This is a genomic window from Capsulimonas sp. (assembly GCF_039929585.1).
Lineage (GTDB): Bacteria > Armatimonadota > Armatimonadia > Armatimonadales > Capsulimonadaceae > Capsulimonas.
Genome location: NZ_JBDSQY010000131.1, coordinates 16551 through 36840 on the forward strand (window position 1 = coordinate 16551; position 20290 = coordinate 36840).

Consider the following 20290-nt stretch of genomic DNA (forward strand, 5'->3'; position numbering starts at 1 on the left):
TCGCTTTTAGCGAGCGCCCGCCGTTTCCTCCACAACTTCGTCCACTGTGGCCGCAAATTGGCTCTGGTTGAGGCGGGCGTAGAAGCCATTTTGGGCGATGAGCTGGGCGTGGTTTCCGCGTTCGATGATCTCGCCTTGGTTGAGGACTAAAATTTGGTCGGCTTCACGGATGGTGCTGAGGCGATGGGCGATGACGAAGCTGGTGCGGCCTTGCATGAGGTTGAGCATGGCGTCCTGGATGTGCTTTTCGGTGCGGGTGTCGACGCTGCTGGTGGCTTCGTCAAGGATGAGAATGCGCGGGTCGGCGAGGATGGCGCGGGCGATGGCGAGCAGCTGGCGCTGGCCCTGGCTGAGGTTGCCGCCGCGCTCGGACAGCACGGTGTTGTAGCCGTCGGGGAGTCGGTGGATAAATGGATCGGCGTTGGCGAGCTTGGCGGCGGCGATCACTTCTTCGTCCGTGGCTTCGAGGCGGCCGTATTTGATGTTGTCGCACACGGTGCCGGTGAAGAGAAACGTGTCCTGGAGGACGATGCCGAGCTGGCGGCGCAGGTCTTCTTTTTTGATCTTGCGGATGTCCTGGCCGTCGATGGTGATTCGGCCCGAATCGATCTCATAGAAGCGGGTGAGGAGATTGACGATCGTTGTCTTGCCAGCGCCCGTCGGACCGATCAGAGCGACGACTTGCCCTGGGCGCGCGTGCAGGCTGACGTGCTTCAGGACAGGCGTGCCCGGAACGTAGGAGAAATTCACGTCCTCGAAGATCACGTCGCCCTGGATCTGAGCGAGCGGCTGGGCGTCGGGCGCATCAACTTCCATCGGCTCATCGATGATCTCAAAGACGCGCTCGGCGCCCGCCATCGCCGACTGGATCGAATTGTAAAGGCTGGCGATCTCATTCAAAGGCCGCCCGAATTGACGGGTGTAATTGATGAACGTCGCGATGGTTCCGACCGAGATCGCGCCGCTCACGGCGAGAACGCCGCCGACGCCCGCAACAATCGCCAGCCCCAGGTTGCCGATGAAGTTCATGACCGGCCCGATGAACCCTGAGAAGATCTGGGCGCGTGTCGCCGCCTGCCGCAGCTCCAAATTGGATGCGGCGAACTCGGCGATCGCCGCCGGCTCCTGGTGATACGCCTTCACGACCCGCTGGCCGGTGATGGTCTCTTCGATAAACCCGTTCAGCTTGCCGAGCGCCGCCTGCTGGAGGCGGAACTGCGCGCGTGTTCGGGTGGCGACCCATCGGTTCAGCACGATCGTGATCGTCGTGATGGTGACGAGCGTGACGGCGGTGAGCGGGACGTTGAGCAGCAGCATTGCAATGGTGACGCCGATTGTGTTCAGAACGCCGGAGACGATCTGCGTCACACTGTCCGAAAGCACCTGGCTCACGTTCTCCACGTCGTTCGTCAGCCGGCTCATCAGCTCCCCGTGCGGCCTCTTGTCGAAAAAGCTGAGCGGCAGATGCTGAAGACGCGCGAAGAGGTCCTTACGGATTTCACGGACGGTACGCTGCGAGGCGCCGGCCATGATGTAGCTTTGAAACCAGGTCAGCAGCGAGTTCGTTACGTAGACGGCGAGCATCAGCGCGCAGATGCGCGCGAGGCCCGGCAGGTCGTGGCCCAGGATATATCGGTCAATGGCGCGACCAAGGAGGTATGGCCCGGCTAAGTTGAGGGCGACGCCCGCCGCCACCATGAACGCCGTACCGATCAGGGCGGCGCGCTGATGGCGCAGGTAGCCCCATAGCCGCAGCAGCACGCCGCGCCGATCCTTGGGTTTCTCCACCTTGCCCATCATTCGCGCGCCTGGGCCGAAACCTCGTCCCATCGGAGACGAAGGCGCTTCTTCTTTTTGCGTCTTATTCTCCGCCATCGACGATCACCCCATTTTCCATCTGCGACTCGTAAATTTCCCGGTAGATCGGGCTTGATAGAAGCAGCTCGCGATGCGTTCCCTCGGCGGCGATCCGGCCGTCGTCGAGCACTAAGATTTTGTCCGCGCCGAGCACCGTGCTGATCCGCTGCGCCACGACCAAACTCGTCCGTCCGCGCCGGTGGTCCGCCAGCGCTTCCTGTATCCGCGCCTCCGTCTGGACATCCACCGCGCTGGTGCTGTCGTCGAGAATTAAGATATCGGCTCCCGTGAGCAGCACGCGGGCGATGGCGAGGCGCTGTTTCTGGCCGCCCGAAAGGTTCACGCCGCGCTGGCCGACAACCGTGTCATACCCCTCGGGAAAGCCCATGATGAAGTCGTGCGCCTGCGCCATCTTCGCCGCCGCGACTGCTTCTTCATCACTCGCTTCGGGCCGCCCATATTTGATGTTTTCCCGGATCGAGCCGCTGAACAGCACGGATTCTTGCAGGGCGATGCCGACATGACCGCGCAGCGACGTTTCGCTAAGCGTGCGAACATCCTGGCCGTCGATCGTGACGCGGCCGCCCGCGACATCGTAGAACCGGGGGACGAGATTGACCAGGCTCGTCTTCCCGGAGCCAGTCGCGCCCAGGATCGCCACCGTCTGCCCCGGCTCCGCCGTGAACGAGACATCGGTGAGCACAGGGTCGTGATCCTGGCCGTCATACGCAAAACGCACGTTTTCGAATGCAATGCGCCCGCGCGTCTGCGCCAGCGTGAGGGCGTCCGCCGCCGTATGGATCGTGGGGACACTGATCAGCACTTCGTCGATCCGCTGGGCCGACGCTTCCCCGCGCGAGAACCGCATGATCAGCATGCTCGCCATCGTCAGCGCGATCAGGGTCTGCATGAGATAGTTGATAAAGGCGATCACCTGGCCGATGCTCAGCTGTCCCGCGTTGACCTGCGCGCCGCCAAACCACAGGGCCGCCACGACGCCGAAGTTGAGCGTGAGCATGACCGCCGGCATGGTCAGCGCCCCCAGACGCGCCGCCAGGATGTTCTGGGTCATCAGCTGATCGTTGGCGTCCCCGAAGCGCTGTTCTTCTCTTTGGGAGCGCGCGAAGGCTTTTACGACGCGAACGCCCGAAAGGTTCTCCTGCATCACGGTGTTCAGGGCGTCCAGCCGCTTCTGCACCTCGCTGAACAGCGGCGAAGTCCTGCGGATGATCGCCGCCAGTGACACGGTGATGACGGGGATCAAGACCAGGAAGAGGAGCGATAATCTGGGGCTCGTCAGAACTCCCATGATCAGGCTGCCGACCAGCAGCAGCGGCACGCGCACCATGATCCGCAGGACCATCATGACCACTTCCTGCACCTGGGTGACATCATTCGTCAGCCGAGTAATTAACGATCCGGTGTCCAGATGGTCTAAGTTTCCAAACGACAGCGACTGGATCTTCTCAAAGAGCCGCTCGCGTAGGTCCGCTCCGAACCCCTGCCCGGCCAGCACCGCGAAGTATGTACAGCCCATGCCCGCGAACATGCCGATGAAGGCGCAGGCAATCTGCAAGCCCCCCGTGTGCAGCACGACCGACATATCATGGCGTGCGATCCCGTCGTCGACCATGCGCTGCACCAGACGCGGCTGCATCAGGTCCATCGCGACTTCCAGCGCCATCATCAGCGGCGCCAGCAGCGCCCATCGCTGGTAGGGCTTCAAAAACGCCGCCAGTTTTCGCAGTGAACGCATCCTTACTCCATTCCCGTCTGGGAGGTCGCGGCGCCGACGGCGATTAAGTCCCGCACTTCATTGCGTGAGCGTTCTACCACCGCGCGCACCTGGCGAATCGCGTCCCGGTCTCCGGCGCCGATCGCCGAGCGCAGGCCGCGCCAGATCGTCTTGGAAAGATCTTCCAATTCTTCCTGAAGAAACTCCACCTCATGCTGGCTCGACGGCGACGGCGGCTCGGCGGCGAACCGCGACCAGAACGCCTCCACCCGCTCCGCCTGCGCCGCAAGCTCCGTCCGGCCTTCGGCGGTCAGCTCGTAAACGCGCCGGTCGCCTTCGGGAAAGTCCCGCACCAGATCGAGATCGTTGAGATACTGCAGCGCCGGATAGACCGCGCCCGCGCTGGGAACCCACTGCCCATGCGTGCGCTCCTCCAGGGCTTTAATAATCTCATAGCCATGCTTCGGCCCATCGCTGAGCGCATCGAGCAGCACAAATCGCAGCGCCCCCCGCTCCATCCGCTCCCCACGCCGCCCCGGCCCGCCGGCCCCACACCGCCCGCCATGCAATGACTGCTTATCGGCAAACGCCCCGCGCGGCCCGTCATGATGGAAGAAGCGCCCATGCCGCCCACGGTGATCGCAGCTATTGAAGATATTCATCGGATCTATTTCATTTCTATCGAGTACTATAAAGATATATCTTTATAGTACTCTCGCAAAGCCACAAGAGTCAAGCCGACAGGCAATTTCCATCAGGTTATGCGTCTGACCGGCGCGCTAGCAGCAGGCACATGTCGTCACGCATGGAGCCGCCAGCGAACTCTTTGACTTGATCGACGATCTTTTGTCCGAGGCCTTTGAGCGTATCGGCGTCCCGCGCCTGGGTCGCCAGGTTCGCCAGACCGTCTTGGCCGAGGAACTTGTCGCCTTGGCGCGATTCCGTCAAGCCGTCCGTCGCCATCATCAGGGTATCGCCGGGGCCGAGATGGATGGTGGTCATTTCATATTCGCCGCCCGCGATGATCCCCAGAGGATAGCCGATCCCATAAACGAGCTCGATCGCTCCGTCGCAGCGCAGCAGGGTCGGCGGCTCCGCGCCCGCGAAGGCGAGCGTCGTCTCACCTGTGCGGACATTGATCACGCCCAGGAGAAGCGCGACGAAGCGCGGATCGTCCTCGACCGCGTAATCGTGGAACTGGCAGATGAAGTTGTTGAGCCGGGTCAGCGTGCGCGCCGGGTCGGGGTATTCCTGAAGGAATGCGCGCAGGGCGTACTTTACCTCCGCCGTCCGCGCCGCCGCGCCGAGGCCCTTGCCCGCGACATCGCCCATGACCAGTGCGACTTCATCCGGGCTCAGCTGGAAGACGTCATAAAAATCGCCGCCGACATCTGCTTCGCTCCAGGCGGCTTCATACAAAGCAGCGACATCCAGCCCCGGGAAGACGCGGTCGTCGATGTCGATCAGCAGAGAGCGCTGGAGGGTTTCGGTGATCTGCTTCTCGTGCGCGTAGGCGGTATCCAGCATCGCCCGCGCTTCTTCCTTCTGGGCAATCACCTGCTCCTGCTGTCGCACCATACGGCGCAGCTCGAGCTGCTTCATGACTTGATTGGAAAGCATGCGCAGGATATCTTTTTGCTCCTCGGTCAGCTCGCGCGTCTTGTAATCCAAAATGCACAGTGTGCCGAGCGCATGGCCGTCGTCGGTCTCCAGCAGCGCGCCGGCGTAAAAACGCACGTGCGGGTCGCCGGTCACGAGGGGGTTGTCCGAGAATCGTGAGTCCGCGCGCGTATCGGGTATGACCAAAACATCCGGCTCCAAGATCGCGTGCGCGCACATGGACATGCTGAGCGGCGTTTCCGTCACGCCCAGGCCAACCTCGGAGAGAAACCATTGGCGGGCGTGATCGACCAGACTGATCAGAGCGATCGGCGCATTGCACATGCGCGCCGCCAGCCGGGTAATCTCTTCAAATTCTTCTTCGGGAGATGCATCGAGAATTTCGTATCGGGCGAGAGCGGCGAGCCGCTCGGCTTCATTGGGGGGTTTTGGCGCCTGCAAGTTCACACCTCACGCGGCGTACTTCGATGGCAATCTTTACGCGGCGCGCCATCAGTATACCATGCAATGGGGGCCGCAACAAAGCCAATAGGGGATTCACTCGTCGCCGCGCCAGGGGACGGCGCGGGAAAAGAACAGCGCGGTCTCTTCCGGGCCCAGCAGCGGTGGATCGTAGAGACTGTCGTCAAAGCCGCACAGCGTAAATCCGGCGCGGCGATAAAATTGAATGGCGGGATAATTGACGTTCTGCGTCTCCAGCCAAAGACAGCGGGCGCCCCGAGAGTGAGCAAACGAATCGAGCGCGCTGAGAAGCACCCTTCCGACACCGGCGCCTCGGGCGTACGGAGCGACATAAAGATGGTCGATGATGACGCGACGGTTCCATTCAGCGTATCGAGCCGCCGCGAAACCGATAGGCCCGCCGCCCTGCTCGGCCACCAGCGCGCAATCCCACGATTGGCGCTCGCTCAGATCCAAATCATAGCGCTTATGGAGGGGTGGATCCACAGTCTCCAGGGCGAGATGAAATGACAGATCGCCCCGCACAACACAGTAGCGTCGGTCCGTGACAAATGAGCGATCCATGGCCGCGACGGCAGCCAAATCCCCAGGCCATCGTGCGGATCGGACTGCGATCATCGTCGCTGCTCCAGAGGCGCGGACTTAGCCTTTTTCGTGCATGCGCGTCACTTCCATCTGAAATGCGGTCGCCAGCAGGTGGTCGTAGTCAATTTCCGGCGCCCGGGCCGCCGCTCGCTCCGCAACATCCTGGACCTGCGAGAACGCCGCTTTCGCGCCGTCCCGCTTCAGTCGGTCCTCGGCGACCTGCGCATCCTCAGCCGTCAGCCGCAGAAACGAAATTGCCCAAAGGGTCAGATTGTTTGCGGTGAGGCTTTGATCTCCATCCCAAAACTCACCGTGCAGTGTCAGCCATTTTTCCACGGCTTCCCGTGTCGCGCAAAGCTCCGCATCTGGATTTGGTTCATTCATGGTAAAGCTCTGACGATCCCAGGACAGAATTAGTTCCTGGAAAAATCAAATAATTTCACGGCAACCAAGCGGAGTTATTGCCACCATCATCAGAGAGAGATACGATGAGGTCATTGGGGGGCCTTTTGGGGAAACAGCGACGGGGCAATCGCATACTCGTAGGCGCTCCCGTCCCGCGGAATCACCCATGCGGTTTTGCCCTGCTGGACGGCGAAGGTCAAAGTAGAACGCGTTCCCGGAGAGGCGCCATCCCAGAACGCCAGGACAAAATCGGAAGCAGCGACGATTTCACGGTTGCGCATCGGCCCCGCCTTTCGCCCAAGGCTCCAGTCGGCGCGGATCTCCGTCAGCGGAATCTCATGCGCCCGGGCGTACCGCGCCGCCGCCGTGTCCACGCCGCGCGCGCCGCCGGAAATAATGCGCGTGATCGGGCCGGACCAGTCCCGCAAAAACTCCCACACCAGCTCAATCGGCTCGAAATCACGTGAGCCGACGACCGCGACGTTCATCTCTGTTTCTCCACCCATTCACCCTCAATAACGCTTTTCTCCTATTATGACACAGGCAGGCGAGCATATCATTCTTGAGAATAAACTAATGAATTTGGCGCTAAATACCATAATAATTACTGTGCCACGCTCATGAAAAGGGGGAAACGGCGGGGATGTTCCGCCGAAACAACAGTCGAAAACGGCTGTAGCAATGATAGGCGAAGCAAGATGCAAATTATGAAATTAACCAAACGCGAATTAGAGATCCTGACCCATGTGATGCAGGGGAAACAGAGCCGTGAAGTCGCGGACATCCTGTTCCTTAGTAAGCGTACAGTCGACTTTCATCTCTCCAACATTTACACAAAGCTGGACGTGACTAACCGTGTTCAAGCGTTCCACAAGGCCAGCAAACTTGGACTGCTCGTTGAGGAAACAATACAGCCATTGTATTATCGGTAACCACGCGTTCGCCGTCGATCCCGCTTAATGCGGGATCGCGCGAAACTCAGTCTGGACTTTTCCGGTCTCGGGCGTAACTGTCACCAGCGTCCATCCTTCCGCCTGCTTTCCCTTCGGCAATCCGAACGAGACGGGAGGCGTCGTGTAAAGCAGCACACCGCCAGGCGTCGTGTTCTCCAGTGGATGGTGCAGGTGGCCCGACAGCACGGCGAGGACGCCGCCGCTGCCCGCGATCAGCGCCAGCAGCCGGGCGCGCGGCGCGGGCTCCACATTCCAGTACGTCCCGCCGGCTTCGTCAGCCTTGGCTTGGTAGAGGGGATAGTGGGTCAGCATCAAGATCGGCGTCTTGGACGGCGCCAGCTCCTTCTCCAAAAATTCCCATTGGGCCGCTTCGACGGGCAGACCGCTGCCCAGGATCGGCGTATTGAACGCGACGATCTTCACCCCCGCCACCGTTCGCGCATAGTACGACGGGCCAAATGCCGTCTCGAACTGCATCACGCGCGCGGCGGTCACGCCGGAACCGGGCTTCGCGTCCTTGACGCCGAGCTTCGGCCCGACATCATGATTCCCCTCGACAACGCACACCGGCGCCTCAAACCCCTTCACTAACGTGGCGAAATCGGTGATCTGTTCCGACTTGCCGCTTTGCGTCAAATCACCAGCGACCAGAACGGCGGAAACGTGAGCAGCATTCACGTCCGCGATCACACGTTGAAACCGCGCTGTGTAATTCGCTTCGTCCCCCGACTTCGCTTCGTTGACATGCGTGTCGGACAGCAAGGCGAACGTCACGACATTCGGCTGAGCGGGAGCGGCCTGGGTTGCGGCCGCGATGGATGACGCCGCGAACGCGCAGAACACGCCCGCAATCCACAAGTTTCTTCGTTTCATCACAAAGCCTTTCTATAAGCTCCAGTGTCCCCACAGATCGATGGGATGATTGGCGTCGGTTTCTTTGGCTCGAATGGCGTCGCCAGTTTTCCACTTCGCATGACCGTCCACGAAAAGAATATTAGCGCCGCCGTTGTGGCGTGTGTCCACGGCGCGGGACACCTCCACTTCGACGCATTGCGCGCCATGGGTAATCGGAGGAACGGCGGACTTGTCAGGACAATACACGGCGGTATAACCCTGCTGGAAGCTTTTGCACGCGGAATCCTGCGCAATCAGCATCGGGGAGTTGACACTGTCGACCATCCAAAGTAGATCGCTGGGACGTGTGAATTGCGCTATTGAGTAAGGAGCAGGACTTCCCGTGACGCTCGTGACGACATGGTTCAAATTCACGCCATAGCTTGTGCTGTTGCTGGAGACCTTCGTTCCCGCAGTATTAAACGAGGGACAAGTCCAAAATGTCCTCATCTTGACATACGGCCCAAGTTCATCTGTCCAATAGCTTGTAGTGTTATCGTAGGTAGGAGCTTTGACGGTATAGCAGAACATGGTCTCGTCGTAGTCCTGAATGTACATCTGCCCGGCGATCCCCAGCTGTTTGAGGTTCGAGATGCACGAAATCTGCCGCGCTTTTTCGCGGGCTTTGGCGAAGACGGGGAACAAGATCGCGGCGAGAATCGCGATGATGGATATCACGACGAGGAGCTCGATCAGGGTGAAACCGGCGGCGCGTCGTTTGATTGTGTGGTTTTGAATTGCTGGCATAGTTCTTTTACTCAAGCGGCGGAAAGAAGACCGGTCAGATCGACCGTCTTCCAGAGACGGCGTCCGAGGCCGTTGTAGAGAGAGACGGAGACATTGCCGTCGCGCACCGAGACGACGGAATATCCCGTGGCGTCGGCGTAGTCGAAGTGGCGAATAAAGGGTTTCTCGGACTCGAGCAGTGCGCGGCGCTCGTCGAGCGTCTTGTCCGAGAATTTCGGCTCCAGGTTCACTAAGTCAGCGGTGTATTGGTCTATGCCGGTGAGAACGCCCTTCGGCTGGACGCTGGCGCTGGGAATGACGCTGCAAATGGCGAGCTGCACGAACGGGCCGGAGTCGGTCTGCCGAACTACGGTGCTGTATTTGTGCAGGTGGCCGGTAAGCACGACGGCCTTGTGGCGCCCAAGCAGGTTCAGCAGGCGCTTGCGCTTGTCGGCTTCATTGGCGTGGGAGAACGCGATCCAGTTGGCGCGGGCGTTATAGGGGACGACCGGCATGTGGATCAGAAAGATCAGCGGCTTGTCCGTGCGGCCCGCAAGTGTCTTTTCCGTCCAATCGAGACTGCTTGGCCGGAAGGCGTCGAAATAGAGAAACTGCATTCCGTGGTGCTCGGTGAAGTAGGACGCCGACTTGGGATCGGAGACTTTTCCCGTCAGCGACGGGCATAGAATGGAATCGTAAGCATCGGCGGCGCCCGGGCCGGTGATGTCGTGGTTGCCCGTGATCATCTGGAACGGAATGCCGAACTTTGCATCGTTCACCAGCGCCAGAGCCTCGCGGCACTGCATTTGCGCCAGTTCCGGCGTTCCGCACAAGCCCTCGACCAGATCGCCGATGTGCGCCACAAACGGCATCGGGACCTTGGAGGACGTCACAACGTCTTTCACTTCCTGAAAGAGGCCGGGAACGATATCCCGCGTGATCTGACTGTAATTCTGAACTTGATGAACGTCACCCGGATGCTCGCGCGCCAGCCACTCCATATCGTGATGCGCGAGCTTGTCATAGTGCAGATCGCCCAGCAGGACGAAGTCGAAATCGTTCGACGGCTTCGGCGCGGCGGCGATGGCCGCGCGCATTCCGGCCAGTCCAAGGGCCGCGCCCGCGGACGCAGCTAAGAAGTTTCGACGTGAGATCTTTTGCATTTCTTTCTCCTAAGGCTTGCAGCCGCTGAGAGGCTGCGCCCAAACAATATCGTCCGCGCCCCGCGCGTCGCAGTAGTGGACGGAGGCAATCGTCGGGCTGGGATTGAGATAATTGGACGGCGCTTTCAAGTATTTGACGTGTCCGTCGGCCATCACGTAGTTGCCGCCGCCGTTGTGGCGGGCGCGTCCCTGGCAGTAACCGCTGTTGTTGGCGTTCGCGTTGCCGCCGACGCAGCTGCTGTCCGAGACGTTGCTGATCGGCGTGGCGTAACGGTTTTCGACGATCGTGATCAGATTGGCGGGAGATTCGACGGCGGCAAGCGTCGGTGAAAACGGAGTGGCGGTCGCCATCACATTGATATTACAGGCGTACGAGGTCATCGGCCGGTCCAGCTGATCGTTGGGAGTGCCGGTGGCGGTCGAGACCCCTTTGCCGTCGGGATAGGAGCCGTAGTAGTCGGGGCACAGCCAGATCGATTTGCCCTTGCTGCGGTCGTTGGTCGTCGCGCCGGCCTTGATGTAAGGCTCCACCATCTGGAACCAATAATTGGCGCTGGACGTGTCGCGCCCCAGGGGATAGGTCTCATCGTAATCCTGGGTATAAGCCAGCACGGCGATGCCGATCTGCCGCTCGTTAGAGGCGCAGGAGATTTGGCGAGCCTTTTCACGGGCCTGGGCGAAGACGGGAAATAGTATCGCTGCGAGAATCGCTATTATTGCTATGACAACGAGCAATTCAATGAGAGTGAAACCTTTTTTAAACATTGGTCTTTCCTTAATCAATACGCCGCGATTTCTGCGCTGCGTGACAGTACAACGTGGGGCGCCGCCGGGCGGCTTTTTTCCACGGCCGGATAAAAGAGCGCCGGAACGCTCAGCACTTCGTTGGGAAACGTCTCGCCCGCCATGCGCCTTTGCAGGCGCTCGGCCGCGATCCGTCCCATTACCTGGGTTTGCTGCGCCAGCCGGTTCACCCCATCAGTCAGTCGTGGGATAAACGCCGGGCAGTCATTGAAACTGAGAATGGAAAGGTCGTGCGGCGGGTGAAGCCCAAGGCGATGACACGCCTCCAGCACCGCCGCCAGGATATAGTCGTCCTCACAGAACACGGCCGTCGCCGGCTGCGGCTGCCGGAGCAGCGTGAACAGGGCGTCGTGGACGATCCCTGTCATCTTTGCCAGGTCGTAGCCCGCGCCGCGCGGGAGCTTGCGGACCCAGGGTGACGCATCTTCATATCCCGAATCCGCCATCGTCCGGCAGTAGGCTTCGTAGCGTTCCCGCGCCGAGGAGACTTCCATCTCATCGTAACAGAACAACGCAATATGCCGATGTCCCTGCTGTTGAAGTGTGCGCAGAGCGCGATGGGAGGAGCCGTAGTTGTCCGTCACCACGGCGTCGCCGCACACGCCTTCGGGAACACGGTCGACACAGACCAGCGGGAAGCCGGACCGGATGATCCGGTTCATCTGGGCGGTGTTGCTCGGCGCGCAGGTGGGATAGCAGATGATGGCGTCCGCAAGGCTTCTCATCTGGTCGAGATAATCGGCTTCCCGCGCCGCATCGTTCCCGGTATCGCAAAAGAGCAGATGAACGGCGTCAGGCAGAGCGGAGCGTATTCCATGGATGTAATCGGCTTGCGGAAAGTCGTTCGTGTGAAAGAACAGCATTCCGACCACGGATCGTTTTGCGGGCGCCGGCTCGGCAACCACGGTTCCCAGGCGGCGCTTTCGGACCACCAGGCCGCGCCGCTGAAGATCGTCCATGGCGCGATGGACGGTCATCCGGGCCACGCTCCACAGAGCCGCCAGCTCCTTTTCCGTGGGGAGACGATCTCCGGCGTTCAGTCCGCCGCATTCGATTTCATATTGGATCGATTGGGCAATTTCTTCCCATTTGGAACGCATACTGTGATAACCCTAGACGAAGTGAGAGATAAAGAACGAGGAACGTTCGGAGTGAAAAGAGGTTACCCTAGACATATTAAGGCAAAGTTAAGCACAGATTAAGCTTTGATTAAGAGCGGACAAGTTCACCGCCGAGCAGGTAAAATAGAAGGGTGACACAAGTCGATTTTGAAAAGTGTACGCGGAGAACGCTGTCGAACGCGGTCACCGCATCGGACGAGGAGCGCAGCTATGGACGAACAGTTGGAATTCCTGACGAGCCAGCCGCCTGATCAGCCGCGCGAGCTGGACAGCGCGGCAAACCCTGCGGAGGATCTCGCCCAGCAATTTATGGCGTCGATGCGGCGCCAGCGCGAGATGTTTCTGAACGACAATTACCACCTGCGCGAAACGCATGTGCTTGTGCTGTATCCACAGCGCGAGGAGGCGATGGAAGACGGACGCGTCTACATCCAGGATATGGTGATGATCCCGAAGCTGGAAGCGTCGGACGACCTTCCGCCCTTCGAGAGCCTGCCCGGTGACTGGCCGACGGGAGCAACCCGCGTCGTCCTGCGGACCGTTCTGGACAAGCAGCGCCTTTAAAAGGCCATAAAGAGCCGCCACCCCATACGTGGAGGCTCTTGTGTCGGCGTGGACTTTCCTTCAAAGGAAAGTCCTTTTTTTGCGCCACGCACAAGCAGGGAATCGCTTCCAAACTATCCAACTCTTACTAGAATTGGATTTGGGATTTGCGAGAATGGAGCCATTCTTGTGGGAGCAGAGATGAAATTTGCCAAGCCGTGCGTTCTTCTGTCCATTCTCCTGACCGCATTGGCCGCTGGCCCAGGACATGCGTCGGAGAACCGATTTCAGATTGTGGACCAGTTGGATTTTGGCGGCAAACGCGGCTTCGCCTTGAGCCTGGAAAATTCGTCGCCCGGAGACACTCCCTGCCCCTTGAAAACCCTCAAGCTGATCTGGGGCGTTGGCGATGGGAAAGCCTTACACTTCCTGGCGCCGCCGGCGGGAGGATGGCAAGTCGACCACGATTATACGGTCCAGGCGGCAGTCGATGCGCAGGGCGCGCGTCTGATGCTGGACGGCAAGACCGTCGCCGAAGACGACGCGGGACGCCTGGCGCCCATCACCGGACCTGTGCTTGCCGGCGCGATCCCAGGCTGGGCGCATGGCCCCGCCGACTATTGGATCGTACTTACGGATCTGCATGTCACGCCGCAATCTGGAAAGCCACTGGCGCTCACTTTTCCCGCCCTCTCCCCCACGTTGATGCTGTTCGAGCCGCAAACTCCCCAGCGCGTAGAGAACTGGACTCTTGCGTCTGGACGTTCTCTCACCGTTCAAGCTGTATTTCATCTTTCCCAGCCACCGCCCGATCTTGCGCTTCTCGCGCCGCTGATCGATCCATATGGACAGGTCGCCGGCGCTTCCTGGCCTGGGAAGACTATGCGGGACGCCGATCTGCGCCATGACGTCGCCGAAGAAGACCGGCGTCTTCAAGCCTGGTCCGCTTCCCAGCGCGATTATGATGCTTACGGCGGCTGGCGCAAGGCCGGCTGGCATGGCGCGAAATCCAGCGTGTTTCGCACGGTCCGGCACGCGGGGGTGTGGTGGCTCTTAACTCCCGAGGGAAACCCATGTTTCTATACCGGCGTCTCCACAGCGCCTGCATTGGAATGGGAGCGGACACCCATTACGGGCAGAGAAGGAATATTCGCCAAGCTGCCGCCCCGCGATGGAGCAACGGCCGCCGCCTGGGGAGGCGACTCCTGGGGCAAAGATCCGGGGACCGAATCCGTCAGCTTCGCCACTGTCAATTTGGTCCGCAAATATGGTTCGGACTGGCGCAGCGTATTTCCACAGCGCACAACGCGCCGCGTGAAAGCATGGGGATTCTCCGGCCTCGGCAAGTGGAGCGACTTTCTTCCAGGAGTCCCGTCGCTCCCAGTGCTTAGCCGAAGCGGTGTTCCCTCCCTCGCCGGCCACCCGGACCCATTCGACGCCGCAATTCAGGAGAAGCTGCGCGCTTCGCTGGCGACGCAAATCACGCCGCATCTTCATGACCCCACAGTCATCGCATGGTCGCTTGGGAATGAATACGATGAAATCATTACCGGCGAGGAAATTCGGCGGATCCTGGCGATGGGTTCAGACGTTCCAGCGAAGCGGGCGCTGACCGATGAAGCCATTGCCAGTCAATATGGCGGGGACGCCACGAAGCTCTCCGCGGCATGGGGCGTAAAGGGATCTGGGGACGACGCCAAGTATGGCTCCGCGACCATCAAAGTTCCCAATGCGGATGTCGAGACGCTGCGCCGATTCTATGCGGACCGTTATTACGGCCTGGTGCAGCGAACCATGAAATCCCTGGACCCGCAGCGTCTCTATGCAGGCTTCTGGATCGTGCCCGGCTGGTGGGAAAACGAGGAAGATTGGCGGCTGATCGCACGTCACTGCGACCTAATCGGCTATGACAACTATGGCTTTGAGTTCGCCGACGCGCGTCTCAGCCGGCTAATTCGGGAAAGCGGAAAGCCCGTACTGTGCGGGGAATTTTCCTTTCCCCCGCAGTACGAGGGCAAACGCGGTTTCGGACATTACGATGCGGCATGGGCGCAAAACGAGACGGACTCGGGACGCCTCTACACGCGCTATACCGAAGCCGCCGCCCGCAATCCCTTCTGCGTGGGCGCGGCGTGGTTCCAGTACCGCGACGAGCCGGCGTCGGGGCGCGGCCCCGGCCATGGCCCGGGCGCGGTGTACGGTGAGCACTATGCATTCGGCTTAGTGGATATTACCGACAATCCCAAGTGGGCACTGCTGGAGCCCATGCGCCGAGCCAATCTGGCGGCTTCCCACACACATCAGGGGTTTCGCAAACCAATCTCACCTCTCCATCCCTAGACATGCAATTGGTACAATACGCATTCAAAACAACTCCATTCTGAGACAATTCCTTAACAACTTCTTAACAATAAGCGCCCTTGTGTTAAATCTTGCACAGATGCTTGACAGTTTGGCGCGTTAGCATTATAGTAGTGTTGTTCGCGCGGACGGGACTTGCAGAAGCGCGAGCATTCGACCTAATCCGGAAGCGTCTCCCACGAGGAGCGCTAAGACCAGCCCACATAGCCGTGTGGTTACACAGAAAACGGAGAGACATGAAACTCATTACGCGTGGAATTCTCAGCATGCTGCTCGCGGCCATGCCCCTCAGCGCCGGCGCTGCAGGCAACAACTGGATGAACGGACTCGACGGCAATCTACCGCTGTCCCAGTTCTCCATTCCAGGAACGCACGACTCGGGCGCTCTGAGCGAACCCGTTTCGGGCACCGCCAAGTGTCAAACCCTCAGTTTCGGAGACCAGCTAAATGCGGGCGTCCGGTTCATGGACATCCGATGCCGCCACCTCAATGACGCCTTCGCGATCCATCATGGTCAGGTCTACGAAAACGCTAATTTTGACGACGTTTTGAATGCAACTTTTGCTTTCTTAGCCGCCAACCCCAGTGAAACCGTGATCATGAGCGTCAAGGAAGAGTATACGGCTTCCGGCAATACACGCTCGTTCGAGCAGACGTTTGATTCCTATGTCGCCAAAAACCCAACCAAGTGGTATCTCGGCTCGGGGATTCCGACACTGACCCAGGCGCGCGGTAAGATCGTTCTGTTCCGCCGTTTCGGCGCCGGCTCCTTGCCGAAGGGCATCGACGCTTCGAATTGGCCGGACAATACTTCGTTCCAAACCGGGAATTATCTGCGCGTTCAGGACAACTACAATGTCTCGGATAACAACACGAAGTGGGCGCAGATCACACAGCTTCTCACCGAGGCGCATTACGGCGGCCCGAGCACGCTGTACGTCAATTTCGCGAGCGGCGTGCAGAGCGGCGTATTCGGGATTCCCAACATTCCGAACGTCTCCAACAACATCAACCCGCGCCTGGTGACCTACTTCAACACGAACAAGAGCGGCAAGTACGGCGCCATTTTGATGGACTTCGCCGACGCCGCCAAGTGCGCGCAAATCTACAACACCAGCTTCCCCACCGACGGCCCCGCGTCCAGCACGCCTTTGTTTATGATCGTCAACAAAAATAGCGGCATGGCGCTGGATATGATCGGCGGCGACAGCGGAAACGGCGCGCGGATCAATCAGTGGAGCTACGACGTCAACGGACCGAACCAGCGCTGGTCGCTGGAGCCCACGGAAGCCGGGAACCACTTCCAGATCCATTCCTACGCGACCGGAAAGGTCGCCTGTATTCAGCAGGATCTGACAACCGCCGGCGCCCAGCTCTACGCCTGGGATTACACCGGCAACAACACGGCTCAGCAGTTCGACCTGATCGACGCCGGCAATGGTTACTTCAAGATCAAGAACGTCAAGAGCGGCCTGATCCTGGAAGTGCTGAACTCGGCGACCACCAATGACGCCAAGGTGCAGCAAAACTCCGACACCGGCGCGGCGAACCAGTTGTGGCGTCTCCAGCCGTGGGGCGACTACTATGCGCGGACCGCAGCCGGCAAGTATGTCTGCGTCCAGGGCGCCACGGGCGCGAACGGCGCTCCCGTCATCCAGTATAGCTGGGAAGCCAACCCCTGGTTCAAATGGCGCTTCGAAAGCGTGGGCGGCGCGGACCTGAAGGTCACCAGCTTTATGGCTCTCACCCGAGTGCTCTCCGTCGTCGGAGGCTCCACCGCCGCCGCCGCGAACACCCAGATCCTCGATTACGATTCGGCGAACACGGGCTATCAGAAAGTGCGTATCGTCCCGAAGACCAACGGGCTGAATAAGTTCTACTTCGTACACGACGGCATGAGCTGGGATATCCCCGGCGGCGCAACCGGCGACAATATCCCGCTCCAGCAGTATCCCGATAACGGAAATGCTCAGCAGCAGTTCCGGCTGGATCGCGTCCCGTAGGGCCGCGCCCCTCCCAGATCGCAAATAAAAACGGCCCCCAATGCACAGAATGCATTGGGGGCCGTCGTTTGTCCAAATATATGCCCGGACTATGCGTCAAGCTCTTCCAGCGCATCCAGCGCCTTCGCGACATATTCGGAATGCGGCGGGCGCGCGTCATCGGGGATAACGTGAGAGTGGGCGGCGGTCTCGGTCAGCGCCTCAGCCGCCAGAGCGTGGCATTCCTCCAGGGATTGAGTGTCTCCAATCGCCTCCAGCGCTCCGGCGTAACGCTCCAGCGTCACCGCCATCCGCGCATTTTCCGCCTGAAGATCGGTCTGTTGTTCGTCTGTCATCGGACCTCCCCAGATCTGGCCGAAGCACGCTCCGCCAGCGCCACGATTACGGTTGAGATGGAATGTACCCAGATTCCTGCTTATCGGCGCCAGAGGATTGACTGCGGGCATGCAGCCTGGAAATATCGTGACGGCGATGCGCGGCTTCCAACTCGTGCATCTCGTTCCCATCATTGACAAGCGACGCATGTTTCGTCAGCGTGTAATAATCGAACGATTCGAAGCGTGTCACAACATAAGAGTGTGACTTAAAGTTTTGACTTAATTTCTTGCTGTAGATGCCGTGCTGCTTCACAATCGGATAGTCATTTTCAATTTTGGCGGCGCGGACATTGGACGACGTGTAGTTATGCACAATTGCTCCCGCCGCGAGAAGCATTGGACAAAGGCAGACAACAGGCAGGATGGATGTCAGTTTCAATGGAGTGGTATCCGTAATCATCGCTGATTTCGCAATGGCGGGCTGCATTGGCGTCTTCATGAAGACGAATGCTTGCGCCGATCCTCCCGCTGCAGCCGCGCGGCCGCAAAACAGCGCGGCGGCGGTTTGTGAGGGTCATGTTATGGGGTGGAGAAAAAACTTGGCGACGCTCCGCCAATTCACAGGCGACCGCCTTCGGGGGATTTGAGAGTGGCGTAACGCGCCTGTAAGCTTGCGTTGTCACTGTCCGCAAAGTCACGGGCGAAAGCCGTTATTAAGCAGTGATACGAAAAAGTCTTCATAGCGGGCGCTTTCTTGGTCGAAATACGATACGCTCGAAAACAGCTCCTCATGAAGGATGAACATCGAGCGCCGGTAAGGACTGCTCGAATGCTATCCAAGGAATTGTGTCTTCATTTGCTTCGATGCTGGCGCCCAATATTCCCTTCAAAACTTTTCACATGATTATTATTTATTTTATGAAACCCTCTTCGTAGTATGGATGCAGTCGATGTCGATCTCTTACCTGCATGAATTGTGGATCGGCTTGCGCTATGGCGGCGGAGCGCTCGCGGCCGAGCCAAAGAACAAGCCGCTCAGGGTGGCCTGGGAATTTGCTGCGGCGGGCGCGGCGTTCGTCACGACGATTTGGACGTGGCCCTTCAGTGTCCAAACACCGTACTTGCCATCGGCGAATGAGGCGAACGAGCGAGAATCCAGCACATTCCCAAATACGGCGTCTTTGATCTGGATATCGTTGACCTCCCCTTTGCGGTCCCAATCGAGGAAGTAAAGCGCGACTTTGTGCGGTTTACCGTCGGTCAAATCGATATCCAGCATGACTGTTTTGTCGGCGTGCAGCTCCGAAACGATCCGCTCTTTTGCCGAGTCTGACTTCTCCAGCGCCCGTTTATCGCCCGACGGCGCCCAGGTAAAGATATTGCTCGTGGAGGCGCTGACGGACGCATAGGACGGATAATGCGCGGTGTCCCCAATGATATTGTAACCGTCGGCGCCGTAGACGCTCCGCCAGTCGCCCTGAGTTTTCAAATCGTCGCCGGCATATACCGCCGATGCCGACTTGGAGACGCCCGGCTGGGCGCTGACCTCCGGAGAGCGCGGGCTTTCTCCGTAGGAATTGACGGCGGCGACCTGGTAATAATACGTGGCCCCATTCTTGACCTTGGTGTCCAGGTACGACGCCTCGGTCACCCCGGCGGCGATCGGCTTGGCGCTTGGGCGCATAGGAGATGTCCCTCGGTAGATGTTGTAACGCAGGCCGCCGCCGGTCCAGGTCAGCGCGACCTTCGCATCGCCCGCGACGGCGGCGGCCTGGGTCGGGGCGGCGGGCTTGCCTTTATAATTGGGACTGTTGGGGCTGGACCAGACGGCGATGTACTTGACCTTCAGGTCCGACGGGATCGGCGTCAGCGCCCAATCGTAAGCGCTCCCATCCGCATTGTTATGCGTCCCGCCGCCGAGCGCAAGATTGACCAGGACGAACATCGGCCGCCGCGCCGACGCAAACGTGGGAATTCGCCAGATTTGCTTGCGATCGAAGTACCAGGTAATAAAATCCGGCTCCACATCCACGCCATAGGTATGAAAGCCCGTCGTTATCCCCGGCCCCTTCACAAAGATTCCATCACCGGACCCAGGCGCGCCGTTATGCCCCCAGCGATGCCACGCAAGACCGTTCTGCTCGGGATCGCCCGCCGGCTTCTGCCCTGCCCCCGTCCCGAAATTTCCATACGATTCGGTGATGTCGATCTCCGCCCCCTCGGTCAAGGTCTTATCCGTGAGAGTCGGCGCGTCGAGCAGCCAGAAACCCGGCCACGTATTCGGGCCGCCAGGCGTCTGCATGGACGCCTCAAAATAACCGTACTTCTGCGCGAACCCCGCGCCCTTTTCGTCCATCGACGACAGCAGACCGCCGCTGTATCCCGCAAACCAGTTGTTAGGATCATGCCCGTCTTTTTGCACGCGAATGGTGAGATAGCCGCCTTTGAGGCTAAACGGATGACCATCATCGCCGGGATCGGCAAATGCAAACCAGTCCGAGTACGAAGGCGTATGCGCGATCCAGGTTCCCTTCCCGATCAAATGCGGCGCCACGGCCAGCGTCTTCATCTGGGTGAAGTCCTGAACGAATACCGATTGGTGCTTGGGATTGAGCGGCCCGGGAACAGCGGCGCGCGCCGCGCCTCCGACGCTGAGACACGCCGCGCCGAGCAGCAGCGAGAACGCGAACTTGAACTTGGACATGACGAGGTCTCCTGTCGCACGATCGGCGCGATTCACC

The 20290-nt window shown here is 59.7% G+C and carries 19 protein-coding genes; 4 read left to right on the forward strand and 15 right to left on the reverse strand.

The window, feature by feature from the left end; translation table 11 throughout:
- Window positions 1–6 precede the first annotated feature (6 nt).
- From ABIZ35_RS08940 to ABIZ35_RS08970, 7 genes are all read right to left on the reverse strand, one after another.
- Window positions 7–1875 carry an ABC transporter ATP-binding protein gene (locus ABIZ35_RS08940; RefSeq protein ID WP_348219544.1) on the reverse strand — a complete coding sequence of 623 codons (1869 nt, stop codon included), beginning with the start codon at window positions 1873–1875 and terminating at the stop codon, window positions 7–9.
- Entirely contained in the window at window positions 1862–3613 is a 1752-nt protein-coding gene (locus ABIZ35_RS08945; protein WP_348219545.1) for an ABC transporter ATP-binding protein, read from the reverse strand. Before ABIZ35_RS08945 ends, ABIZ35_RS08940 begins: the two co-directional genes overlap by 14 nt.
- A gap of 2 nt (window positions 3614–3615) precedes the next feature.
- Window positions 3616–4254 (reverse strand): PadR family transcriptional regulator, encoded by a 639-nt coding sequence (locus ABIZ35_RS08950; RefSeq protein ID WP_348219546.1) that lies wholly within the window; start codon window positions 4252–4254, stop codon window positions 3616–3618.
- 97 nt (window positions 4255–4351) lie between these two features.
- Entirely contained in the window at window positions 4352–5653 is a 1302-nt protein-coding gene (locus ABIZ35_RS08955; RefSeq protein ID WP_348219547.1) for a GAF domain-containing SpoIIE family protein phosphatase, read from the reverse strand.
- Window positions 5654–5749: 96 nt separating this feature from the next.
- On the reverse strand, window positions 5750–6292 hold the full coding sequence (locus ABIZ35_RS08960; RefSeq protein ID WP_348219548.1) for a GNAT family N-acetyltransferase: 543 nt from the start codon (window positions 6290–6292) through the stop codon (window positions 5750–5752).
- A gap of 24 nt (window positions 6293–6316) precedes the next feature.
- Window positions 6317–6643 (reverse strand): hypothetical protein, encoded by a 327-nt coding sequence (locus tag ABIZ35_RS08965; protein WP_348219549.1) that lies wholly within the window; start codon window positions 6641–6643, stop codon window positions 6317–6319.
- Between the two features lie 110 nt (window positions 6644–6753).
- Entirely contained in the window at window positions 6754–7152 is a 399-nt protein-coding gene (locus ABIZ35_RS08970; RefSeq protein WP_348219550.1) for an SLOG family protein, read from the reverse strand.
- Window positions 7153–7371: 219 nt separating this feature from the next.
- Here ABIZ35_RS08970 and ABIZ35_RS08975 point away from each other — a divergent pair, with 219 nt between their 5' ends.
- Complete coding sequence (locus ABIZ35_RS08975) at window positions 7372–7596, forward strand: helix-turn-helix transcriptional regulator (protein WP_348219551.1); 225 nt, start codon at window positions 7372–7374, stop codon at window positions 7594–7596.
- Between the two features lie 24 nt (window positions 7597–7620).
- Here ABIZ35_RS08975 and ABIZ35_RS08980 read toward each other — a convergent pair whose 3' ends face one another.
- Genes ABIZ35_RS08980 through ABIZ35_RS09000 form a run of 5 tightly spaced genes read right to left on the reverse strand, consistent with a single transcriptional unit; the run spans window position 7621 to window position 12304 of the window.
- Window positions 7621–8490 (reverse strand): metallophosphoesterase, encoded by an 870-nt coding sequence (locus ABIZ35_RS08980; RefSeq protein ID WP_348219552.1) that lies wholly within the window; start codon window positions 8488–8490, stop codon window positions 7621–7623.
- A 12-nt stretch (window positions 8491–8502) separates the two neighbouring features.
- Complete coding sequence (locus ABIZ35_RS08985) at window positions 8503–9258, reverse strand: DUF1559 domain-containing protein (protein WP_348219553.1); 756 nt, start codon at window positions 9256–9258, stop codon at window positions 8503–8505.
- Window positions 9259–9269: 11 nt separating this feature from the next.
- Entirely contained in the window at window positions 9270–10400 is a 1131-nt protein-coding gene (locus tag ABIZ35_RS08990) for a metallophosphoesterase (protein WP_348219554.1), read from the reverse strand.
- A 9-nt stretch (window positions 10401–10409) separates the two neighbouring features.
- Window positions 10410–11165 carry a DUF1559 domain-containing protein gene (locus ABIZ35_RS08995; RefSeq protein ID WP_348219555.1) on the reverse strand — a complete coding sequence of 252 codons (756 nt, stop codon included), beginning with the start codon at window positions 11163–11165 and terminating at the stop codon, window positions 10410–10412.
- A 14-nt stretch (window positions 11166–11179) separates the two neighbouring features.
- On the reverse strand, window positions 11180–12304 hold the full coding sequence (locus tag ABIZ35_RS09000; RefSeq protein WP_348219556.1) for a GntR family transcriptional regulator: 1125 nt from the start codon (window positions 12302–12304) through the stop codon (window positions 11180–11182).
- A gap of 231 nt (window positions 12305–12535) precedes the next feature.
- Between ABIZ35_RS09000 and ABIZ35_RS09005 the strand changes: the two genes are divergently transcribed.
- The 3 genes from ABIZ35_RS09005 (at window position 12536) to ABIZ35_RS09015 (ending at window position 17232) form a co-directional block, all read left to right on the forward strand.
- Complete coding sequence (locus tag ABIZ35_RS09005) at window positions 12536–12889, forward strand: hypothetical protein (protein WP_348219557.1); 354 nt, start codon at window positions 12536–12538, stop codon at window positions 12887–12889.
- A gap of 180 nt (window positions 12890–13069) precedes the next feature.
- A complete protein-coding gene (locus ABIZ35_RS09010; protein ID WP_348219558.1) occupies window positions 13070–15208 on the forward strand; it encodes a glycosyl hydrolase in 2139 nt (712 codons plus the stop codon).
- Window positions 15209–15465: 257 nt separating this feature from the next.
- Complete coding sequence (locus ABIZ35_RS09015) at window positions 15466–17232, forward strand: phosphatidylinositol-specific phospholipase C domain-containing protein (protein WP_348219559.1); 1767 nt, start codon at window positions 15466–15468, stop codon at window positions 17230–17232.
- A gap of 89 nt (window positions 17233–17321) precedes the next feature.
- On the opposite strand, the gene ABIZ35_RS09020 is transcribed toward ABIZ35_RS09015, so the two are convergent.
- The 3 genes from ABIZ35_RS09020 to ABIZ35_RS09030 all read right to left on the reverse strand — a co-directional run bounded on the left by ABIZ35_RS09020 (window position 17322) and on the right by ABIZ35_RS09030 (window position 20253).
- Window positions 17322–17567 (reverse strand): hypothetical protein, encoded by a 246-nt coding sequence (locus ABIZ35_RS09020; RefSeq protein WP_348219560.1) that lies wholly within the window; start codon window positions 17565–17567, stop codon window positions 17322–17324.
- A gap of 46 nt (window positions 17568–17613) precedes the next feature.
- Window positions 17614–18036, reverse strand: a complete 423-nt coding sequence (locus ABIZ35_RS09025) for a hypothetical protein (RefSeq protein ID WP_348219561.1) — start codon at window positions 18034–18036, stop codon at window positions 17614–17616.
- A gap of 504 nt (window positions 18037–18540) precedes the next feature.
- Complete coding sequence (locus ABIZ35_RS09030; RefSeq protein WP_348219562.1) at window positions 18541–20253, reverse strand: family 16 glycosylhydrolase; 1713 nt, start codon at window positions 20251–20253, stop codon at window positions 18541–18543.
- Window positions 20254–20290: the final 37 nt, after the last annotated feature.